7 protein-coding genes, 1 tRNA gene and 2 pseudogenes are annotated in these 8,907 nt (G+C 69.2%); 3 read left to right on the plus strand and 7 right to left on the minus strand.

The genetic code is table 11. The annotated features are described in order from the left end of the window. Positions 1-871 (minus strand): phosphatidylglycerol lysyltransferase domain-containing protein (locus tag CV1CTNOD_RS03070; protein ID WP_131784657.1); only part of this gene is annotated, 871 nt, incomplete at its 3' end. Positions 872-1,200: 329 nt separating this feature from the next. Here CV1CTNOD_RS03070 and CV1CTNOD_RS03075 point away from each other — a divergent pair. After that, the gene (locus CV1CTNOD_RS03075) at positions 1,201-2,013 is read left to right on the plus strand and encodes a beta-phosphoglucomutase family hydrolase (RefSeq protein ID WP_131784647.1); all 813 of its coding nucleotides are present in this window, start codon (positions 1,201-1,203) and stop codon (positions 2,011-2,013) included. Next, complete coding sequence (locus CV1CTNOD_RS03080) at positions 2,010-4,364, plus strand: glycoside hydrolase family 65 protein (RefSeq protein ID WP_131784648.1); 2,355 nt, start codon at positions 2,010-2,012, stop codon at positions 4,362-4,364. The genes CV1CTNOD_RS03075 and CV1CTNOD_RS03080 overlap by 4 nt, the downstream gene beginning before the upstream one ends. Before the next feature lie 138 nt (positions 4,365-4,502). On the opposite strand, the gene dcd is transcribed toward CV1CTNOD_RS03080, so the two are convergent. Next, entirely contained in the window at positions 4,503-5,105 is a 603-nt protein-coding gene (gene dcd, locus CV1CTNOD_RS03085; protein ID WP_131765168.1) for a dCTP deaminase, read from the minus strand. Positions 5,106-5,169: 64 nt separating this feature from the next. Beyond that, on the minus strand, positions 5,170-5,907 hold the full coding sequence (locus CV1CTNOD_RS03090) for a TNT domain-containing protein (RefSeq protein ID WP_131784649.1): 738 nt from the start codon (positions 5,905-5,907) through the stop codon (positions 5,170-5,172). A 361-nt stretch (positions 5,908-6,268) separates the two neighbouring features. Here CV1CTNOD_RS03090 and CV1CTNOD_RS03095 point away from each other — a divergent pair. Beyond that, a tRNA-Gly gene (locus CV1CTNOD_RS03095) sits at positions 6,269-6,342 on the plus strand. A 169-nt stretch (positions 6,343-6,511) separates the two neighbouring features. Here CV1CTNOD_RS03095 and CV1CTNOD_RS03100 read toward each other — a convergent pair. The 4 genes and pseudogenes from CV1CTNOD_RS03100 to CV1CTNOD_RS27610 all read right to left on the minus strand — a co-directional run. Then, a complete protein-coding gene (locus CV1CTNOD_RS03100; RefSeq protein ID WP_131784650.1) occupies positions 6,512-7,303 on the minus strand; it encodes a tyrosine-type recombinase/integrase in 792 nt (263 codons plus the stop codon). A 9-nt stretch (positions 7,304-7,312) separates the two neighbouring features. Then, a pseudogene (locus CV1CTNOD_RS28080) lies at positions 7,313-7,390 on the minus strand (hypothetical protein); the annotation flags it as partial. Between the two features lie 218 nt (positions 7,391-7,608). Beyond that, the gene (locus CV1CTNOD_RS27240; RefSeq protein ID WP_131784651.1) at positions 7,609-8,049 is read right to left on the minus strand and encodes a transposase; all 441 of its coding nucleotides are present in this window, start codon (positions 8,047-8,049) and stop codon (positions 7,609-7,611) included. Positions 8,050-8,120: 71 nt separating this feature from the next. Continuing rightward, positions 8,121-8,738 (minus strand): annotated as a pseudogene (locus CV1CTNOD_RS27610) (transposase); the annotation flags it as partial. Positions 8,739-8,907: the final 169 nt, after the last annotated feature.

The following is an 8,907-nucleotide window of genomic DNA, read 5'->3' on the forward strand; positions in this document are numbered from 1 at the left end:
GTTCGGCGGCGATCCGGAGGAACTCACGGATCGCGCCCGGCCATGCCTCGTTGTCACCGAGCGGATCGCCGCTGGCCAGCATCACCCCGGACACCACGCGGTATGGGACGCAGGCCTTTCCCGTCGCCGACCAGACGACGGTCTTGTCGGAGCGAAGAGCGAAGTAGCCCAGCGAGTCGGCGTCACCGTGGCATGCCAACAGCGCACGCATGCCGGCGATGTCATCGTCGGACAGCTTCGGTTGCGGTTGTGGAGGCCGCAGCGCGAGGTAGACGACAGCGATGGTCGTGAGCAGGCCCATTGTGAGCAGCGTCCGGGTTACGAGGTCTGAGACCCGCTCGGAGGAGAACCGCAGCGGTCCGTGGACGCCGATCAGCCCCTCCACGACGTGCATGAACTGGGCGGACAACGGATGGGCCCCGAGCAGGCGCCCGCCGCCTACCTGCAGCAGGAGCAAACCGACCGTGACCGAAGCGGTGGCGAGGATCATCCCGACCCACAGCGCCCGCCACCGGGTGGTCGGATCCCCCTTGGCCTGGAACTCCCCTCGAGCCAGCAGCAGGCCGACGACGAGTACGGCAGAGGCGACCGCCTCCTCGTAGTCAAGGCCCTTGACCACGTGCAGGACGATGCTCGCCGCGAGCAGCGCCACCACACCGTGCCAGGCGCGGCGCTTGCGCCGGCGCAGACCTCCTGCCAGGAGCAACAGGAAGAGCCCGACCACGACCGTGAACGCCGCAGCCTGCTGCGAGACCGCTCCGGGCAGGATCTGCCGGATCATGTCGAGACGGCTGCGCCATCCAGGCGTCACCGCGGAGAGGATGTCGATGAGTCCCGCGACGAACACCAGAGCGGCAGCCGCGGGCGGCACCCACGGGCGGTCCCACGCCGGCAACGCAGACAGACCCGTCCGCGAGGGACGCGTCAGCCGCGACGGACGCGGGGATACCCGCGCCGCAGGCGCCGACACCGCCGACACCGCAGAGATCGCGTCGATGCCGTCGCCGTGCCCGTCGACCTCGGCTTCGTTGGTCTTCATGGGACGGCTTCCGCGGCTGACTGTTGGCACGGACGCTGGCTCCTTTCCCCGGCTCAGCCGGGTTCTGGCCGTGCGTGGGACGTTATCCCGACCGTTGCGTGGTCAGGCAGGGGCGGTGCGGGTAGTAGGACGTCGCAGGCACCCTCGGGAGGAGAGGATGGATGCTCGGACTACCCGAACAGATCAAGGCATGCCTGTTCGACCTGGACGGTGTGCTGACCCCGACGGCCGCCGTCCACGCCGCGGCTTGGAAGGAGATGTTCGACGCCTTCCTCGAACAGCGGGCACGGCGCAGGGGTGACTCGTTCGTCCCGTTCAGTGTCCACGATGACTATCCCACCTACGTGGACGGCAAGCCGCGGGCGGACGGCATCCGGTCGTTCCTCGCATCCCGGCATGTCGAACTGCCCGAGGGCAGTCCGGGGGATCCGCCGTCGGCCCAGACCGTACACGGTCTGGGAAACCGTAAGAACGAGATCGTGGTGGCCAGGCTCCGCGAGGGTGGAATCGCCGCATACCCGGGGTCCGTACGGTACCTGCGTGCGCTGGCGGCCGCGGGGATCGGGCGGGCGGTCGTGTCGTCGAGCGCGAACTGCGCGCAGGTCCTCGCCGACGCCGGCATCGGCTGTCTGCTGCCCGTCCGGATCGACGGTGTGGTCGCGGCGCGCGAGCACCTGGCGGGCAAGCCGGCGCCGGACACCTACCTTGCCGCGGCGAGGGCGCTGCGTACCCCGCCCTCGCGGTCGGCGGTGTTCGAGGACGCGCTCGCCGGGGTCGAGGCGGGCCGTGCCGGCGGTTTCGGCTTCGTGGTCGGTGTCGACCGGGTCGGGCACGCTGATGCCCTGGTCGCACACGGAGCGGACATCACCGTCCCTGATCTGGCCGTCCTGCTCGACCCGGGCGGGCACGATGGTGACGGTGCCGGCGGTGACCGGGCCGGTTGTGCGGCGGTAGGCAACGGAAGCCTTTCGTGATCGGTAACGTGTCGTTCCCGGTCGAGCCGTGGTATTTGCGTGAGTGCGGTCTCGACCCGCAGCTGCTGGCCCGCTCGGAGTCGCTGTTCGCGCTGTCCAACGGGCATGTCGGTCTTCGGGCGAACCTGGACGAGGGCGAGCCGCACGCCCTGCCCGGGACCTATCTCAACTCCGTTCACGAGCTGCGGCCGCTGCCGTACGCCGAAGCCGGATACGGTTACCCGGAGTCCGGCCAGACGGTCATCAACGTCACCAACGGCAAGCTCATCCGCCTGCTGGTGGACGATGAACCCTTCGACGTCCGCTACGGGGATCTGCGGTCACACGAACGGGTGCTGGACTTCCGCGCGGGCGTGCTCAGGCGCACGGCCGAGTGGGTGTCGCCGGCCGGTCAGGCGATCCGGGTGTCGGCGGTACGCCTGGTGTCCTTCGTCCAGCGGGCCATGGCGGCGATCTGCTACGAGGTCGAGCCGCTCGACGCCCCGGCGCGGCTGGTGGTCCAGTCCGAGCTGGTCGCCAACGAGCAGATGCCGCCGCAGAGCGTGGACCCGCGGGCGGCTGCCGTCCTGGAGGCGCCGCTGCAGGGGGAGTGGAACGGCAGTCACGGCGCCTACGCGGAGCTGGTGCACAGGACGCGGCACAGCGGCATCAGGGTCGCCACGGCGATGGATCATGTGATTGACCCGCTGCCCGGGCTGGGGGTCACCGCCGAAAGCGACGAGGACTCCTGCCGGATCACCGTAACGGCTGTGCTGGACGCCGGCAGCACGTTGCGGATGGTCAAGTTCATCGCCTACGGCTGGTCGGAACAGCGATCCCTGCCGGCGCTGCGGGACCAGGCCGCCGCCGCGCTGACCGCCGCCCGGCAGACCGGCTGGGAGGGCCTGCTCGCCGAGCAGCAGGCGTACCTCGACGACTTCTGGGCGCGGGCCGACGTCGAGGTCGACGGTGACGCCGAGGTGCAGCAGGCTGTCCGGTTCGCCCTGTTCCACGTCCTGCAGGCGGGTGCGCGGGCCGAGCGCCGGTCGATCCCGGCCAAGGGGCTGACCGGTCCCGGCTACGACGGTCACGCCTTCTGGGACACCGAGGGCTATGTCCTGCCGGTGCTCACCTACACTGCTCCGCACGCGGCGGCGGACGCCCTGCGGTGGCGTCAGACCACCCTGCCCATGGCCCGTGAACGGGCCCGCACACTCGGCTTCTCCGGTGCGGCGTTCCCCTGGCGGACGATTCACGGCGAGGAGTGCTCGGGGTACTGGCCGGCCGGCACGGCGGCGTTCCACATCAACGCCGACATCGCGGACGCGGTCGTCCGGTACGTCCGCGTGACCGGGGACGACGACTTCGAACGCGATGTCGGCCTGGAACTGCTCGTCGACACCGCCCGGTTGTGGCGTTCCCTCGGCCACCACGACCTCGACGGCGACTTCAACATCGACGGCGTGACCGGACCGGACGAGTACAGCGCGGTCGCGGACAACAACGTCTACACGAACCTGATGGCGCAGCAGAACCTGGTCGAGGCGGCGAACGCGGTCCGGCGGCATCCGGACAAGGCGCGTGAACTCGGCGTGGACGCGGAGGAGACCGCCTCCTGGCGTGACGCGGCCGAGGACATGTACATCCCGTTCGACGAGAAGCTGGGCGTGCATCCGCAGTCCGAGGGGTTCACCCGTCACCAGGTGTGGGACTTCGAGCACACGCGTCCCGACCAGTACCCCATGTTGCTGCACTTCCCGTACTTCGACCTGTACCGCAAGCAGGTCGTCAAACAGGCCGATCTGGTGCTGGCGATGCAGCGCCGGGGGGAGGCGTTCACCGAGGAGCAGAAGGCCCGCAACTTCGCCTACTACGAGGCCATGACCGTCCGCGACTCGTCGTTGTCGGCGTGCTGCCAGGCGGTGATGGCGGCCGAGGTCGGCCATCTCGGGCTCGCCCACGACTACCTGCGTGAGGCTGCGCTGACGGACCTGCGCGACCTGCAGAACCGGGCCGTGGACGGTCTGCACATCGCCTCGCTCGCGGGAAGCTGGATCGCGCTGGTCGAGGGGTTCGGTGGGCTACGTGACATCGGGGGGACGTTGTCGTTCACGCCGCGCGTGCCGGAGGGGATCAGCCGGCTCGCGTTCGTGCTGTCCCGGCAGGGACGGCGGCTGCGGGTCGAGGTCACCGACTCCACCGCGTCCTATGTGCTGCTGCGCGGCGATCCGACCGTCATCGTCCACCATGGTGAACAGGTGCGGGTGTCCGTGGAGCAGCCGGTGTGCTGCGCCGTGCCGCCGCCGCCATCCTGGCCGCCGCCCAGCCAGCCGCACGGACGACAACCGGTGCGCTTCCGCATAAACCAGTGAGGTGACCGGCTCGCCCGCACGTGCCCGTGGGGCCTGGCGCATATCCGCGCGACCCGACCTGGTCCGATCTGCCCCGACCCGACCCCACCCGACCTGATCTGGCCCGCCCATGCTCATGCGGGTGCCGCTGTACGGGCGTCACTGCGCGGAGTCGCGGTCGTCCGGAGAAACGGCGGCGCGGGTGAAGTCTCGGTAGGCGCGAGAGGGCGTGGGACCGCGCTGGCCCTGGTAGCGCGAGCCGTAGACGGCAGAGCCGTAGGGGTGCGTCGCGGGTGAGGAGAGCCGGAACAGGCACAGCTGGCCGATCTTCATGCCTGGCCAGATCTTGATGGGCAGGGTGGCCACGTTCGACAGCTCAAGGGTGACGTGGCCGGAGAAACCCGGGTCGATGAAGCCCGCGGTCGAGTGCGTGAGCAGGCCGAGGCGTCCGAGGCTGGACTTGCCCTCCAACCGGCCGGCGAGATCGTCCGGCAGGGTGACGATCTCGAGGGTCGAGCCGAGGACGAACTCTCCGGGATGCAGGACGAACGGCTCGTCGGTGTCCGGCGCGATGAGTTCGGTGAGGTCCTCCTGCTCGATAGCGGGGTCGATGTGGCTGTACCGGTGGTTCTGGAACACCCGGAACCACCGGTCGAGCCGTAGGTCGATGCTGCTGGGTTGGACAAGAACCGGATCGTACGGTTCCAGGCGGACGCGTCCCGCGGCGATCTCGGCTCGGATGTCCCGGTCAGACAACAACACGTCCCAGGACGCTACCGTTCGCCGAGCTTGGTGCGGCTGTCAGCCGGACCGTCCCGTCATCTTGTCACGGGCAGTGGTTGGCGAGATCCGTTGTCGAACAGACGAATTTGTTGTCGAGCAGCCACTGTATGGGCAGCGCGTCGGTATCCGGATCGAAGACCGGAGCTCCTGGGATGAGGGCGCTGACCACCTGGTACTGCTGTCCGTAGCCGGGTTGGTCGAACCACGGGCGGATGGTTCCGCTGTAGACGGAGAACGTCTGCAGCACGCGGTAGGCGTGGTAGTTGCAGCTACCCGGGTCCGTCGTGGAGTCCAGGTTGGACGGTGGGATGGCCCGGGCAGCGTATTTCGTGTCCTGCGGGGAGGCGAAGTTGCCGGTCGGGTTGCCGAACCGGTCGAACTCCAGCCCCGGGTTCAGTGGTGTCACCGCTCTCCTGGGGGTGCCGTCCGCATTGATCAGATATCCGTCCTTCGGCGGATACTGCCAGCCTCCCTGGCCTGATTGGGCGGACGGGTCCCACCAGGTGTCCAGGAACTGCTGGATCGGCTGGTCACCGGTCCGCTCGTAATGGGACAGCTCCCGGCCCACCTCACCGAAGATCGGCAGTTGCTTGGGTCCGAGACGCGAGTCGCCGCGGAAGTCGGCCGCCGAACATTGGTTCGGCGGTGTGTGTCCGGTCGCCGAACCAATTCTGGTTTGGCTGTCGTCGGTCGTGGACGCGGGTGCGGCAGAAGCGGATGTGGTGCCGACAAGGAGCAGGGCGCCGGCTGCCAGCGAGATGATGGTCTTGCGAAACTGCACGTGTTCCTCCCGGACGTGCGCTTGGAGTAGCGCATCGATCCCGGAGGGTAGTAAAAGATCTCTTTGCTGATGAGAGTCGGGTAGTCCAGACGGATGTGCTGTGTGTCGTCCGTCTTGTGTCGACGCGTGTCGGGCCGATACCGGTGAACACGAGCAGCCGGCGTGGTCGGCAATCGCATCGGTCCCGCCCTTTTTGTCATGATCCGGTTGCCGTGATCCGGACCGGGGCGCTGATCGAGCCCGGCGGTCCGCCGCGATCCCGTGGTGCCGGCCGACTGCCTGACCGACTGCCTGACCGACCGACTGGCGGGGCCTCGCCATCCCTTGCCTGCGCGGGCCTGTAGGATGCTTCTGGTACTACGCGGGCGTAGTTCAGAGGCAGAACACGAGCTTCCCAAGCTTGCAACGCGGGTTCGATTCCCGTCGCCCGCTCCACTCGGGGCGGGCCGCGTCCGGCAGGGGCCGGACCTGCTCGTTTCGCTTATGCCAGCCCAGGGGGCCGAGCCCTGGAACCCCCACGTTTCTATGGCTGAGGTTGTCTTTCGCGCCCTTGTGCCATTCACGTGCCAGTAGTGGCGGATGTGTCATCAGGACTGGCGCGGGGTCACGTCCAGCGGCGGGCGGCGGGCGGCGGTCGGGGGTCGCCCTTCGCCAGACGAGCCGACATGCCCCGTGCGACTTCGGACGCTCGCTCTCGGGTGGCGCGTTGGTAGATCAGCGCGGCGCGCGGGGTCGAGTGTCCGCCGAGCGCCATCAGTTCGCGCAGGGTGGCGCCGGACTGTGCGGCGAGCGTCAGCCCGGCGTGCCGGCAGTCGTGCAGGTGGGCTTCTTCGTCGACACCGACGATTCGGCATGCCCGCCGCCACCACGAGCGGTTGTGTCGACTGACGGGGTTTCCGTCCTTGGTCGTGAACAGGAGCCCGTCCGGGCCGGGTTGGGCGTGCTGCGCCATGTGGACGGCAAGACGGCCGAGGATGGCATCCGGGATCGCGATCGTGCGTGCGCCCGCGTCGGACTTGGGCGGTCCGAAGAACGGCTTCTCTCCACCGCCGGGTTCGACATACTGCCCCTCGTCCGGGTCGATGCGGATCGTCCGCCGGTGCAGGTCGACGTTCCGCCGGCGCAGCGCGGAGAGTTCCCCCGAGCGCAGCGCCGTTGCCGAGGCCAGGAGAACGAGCGCCGCGTACCGCTCGGGTACGGTGTCAACGAGCCTCCAGAGCTGCTGGACCGTGATCTCTGGGCGAGGAGCGTCACGGACGGTGCCGGCGCCTTTGATCCGGCACGGGTTCTTGGGGATCAGCCCGTCCTCAACTGCTGTCGTCAGAATCGCGCGGAGAAGCCGGTAGGTGGTTTCCACCGTCACCACGCCGCGTCCGTTCTTCGTGGCTTCCGCCATCAGCCCCGAATACCATTCGCGGACGATCTTTGGCGTGATCTCGGCTACGGCGAGATTTTTGAACGTCGGCAGGATGCGTAGCCGGAGCTGCCGCTCATAGAGCGGTGCGGGTCATCGGACGCAGCGTGCGTGTCCGCATCCAGTGCTCGGCGAACTCGCCGAAGCGCTGTTTCCCCGTTGACGGGTCGGTCCACGTGCCGCGCGCCTGGTCCGTCTCGGCCGCCGCGAGCGCCCGGTCAGCCTCGCGTTTGGTCTCGAAACTCCCCAGCGATATCAGGCTCTTCGCGGTTGGCCGGAAACTGTAATCAGGCGATCACGGGACTCGCCTGGGTGGTGATGACGCTGTGTGGCCAGGCTGGTCGGGTGGATCGGGAGGCGGCGTAGCGGGCCCGGCGTTGCTGGTTGGTGACGTTGCGCAGGCCGAACGCGGCGTGGTAGACAAGTTTGATCAGCCGGTTGACGCCTTCGGCGCTGGCGTTCGACAGGCCGTGTTGGACGGCGTCTGTGATCTCGACGCGCCAGGTGGAGATCGTCTCGGCGAGGGTGACGACCTCACCGACGGTGGCGCCGACGGTGGCGCAGTGGACGAACACCCTGGTCAGGGCGTCGGCTATGGCGCCGCGGCTGGCCGGGCGGCCGGTGTGGCGGGGAGACAGACGCAAGACGTCGCGTAGGTGTTCCTTGGCGCGCCAGGCGGCGGTGAACTGACGGCCGGCGTCATCGAGATCGGCCAGCGTGCACAGCAGCCGGCCACGGCCGGGGACAGGGACTCCTCGGCCCGGACGAGCAGGTTACGGATCTTGTATTCGGGGTCGTCGGCCCGGCCACGGCGGCCATACCGGGCGTGTGTGACCCGGCGGCGGACGTCGCCGATCGTCTTGTTCGCCAGGTGGACCAGGTGGAACGGGTCGACCGCGAGGAGGGCGTGTGGCAGCGCGGCACGGGCGGCGGCCTTGTAAACCGGCGACATGTCGATCGTCACCGCCCACACGTTGTCCCGCCAGCCGGTCGGCTGGGCTCGGATCCAGTCAGCGGTGGCGGTGGCGGTGCGGCTCTCGACCTGACCGAGCAGGCCGTGGCCGCCGCCGGAGTCGACGAACACGCTCGCCCAGCGGTCGGCGTCGTCGACCCAGCCCCCGGTGTCCGGGTCACGGTGGTAGCGGGGCCGGCCACGGCGGTGGTCATCGAGACCGAGCACCCCGACCAGCGGCATCGGGCCGGACACCGACCGACCCGACCGCGACCGGGGGGACGCCACCGGCCCCACGGCCGCGTCGGCCGCGTCGTTGGCGTCGTTGGAGTCGGGGCCGACGGTGTCGCCGTCACCGGGGCCGGTGACAACAATCCCGGCCGCCTCCGCGATCTCGACGAACCCCTGGTGGGCCGTGTGCCAGGACACCCCGGCCGCGCCGGCGACCCGGCTGACCGGCACCATCCAGTCCCCGATCACACGGCCGATCGTCTCCCGGCCCGCGGCCGCGACCCGACCCCCGCGGACCGCCACCGGCCCGCCCTCGACGAAGCTCCGCGCGCCCAGCTACCAGCGACCGGTTCGGGAATCTTCGCGTCAGAGTCCTACAGTCGATCAAGATGCGAGGCTCTAG

The sequence above is a fragment of the Protofrankia symbiont of Coriaria ruscifolia genome, from assembly GCF_900634745.1.
Lineage (GTDB): Bacteria > Actinomycetota > Actinomycetes > Frankiales > Frankiaceae > Protofrankia > Protofrankia californiensis.

Excerpts from the sequence above, each read along its gene's own strand:
- CV1CTNOD_RS03075 (WP_131784647.1), top strand. The coding sequence starts at position 1,201 with ATGCTCGGACTACCCGAACAGATCAAGGCATGCCTGTTCGACCTGGAC.
- CV1CTNOD_RS03100 (WP_131784650.1), bottom strand. The coding sequence starts at position 7,303 with ATGGCGGAAGCCACGAAGAACGGACGCGGCGTGGTGACGGTGGAAACC.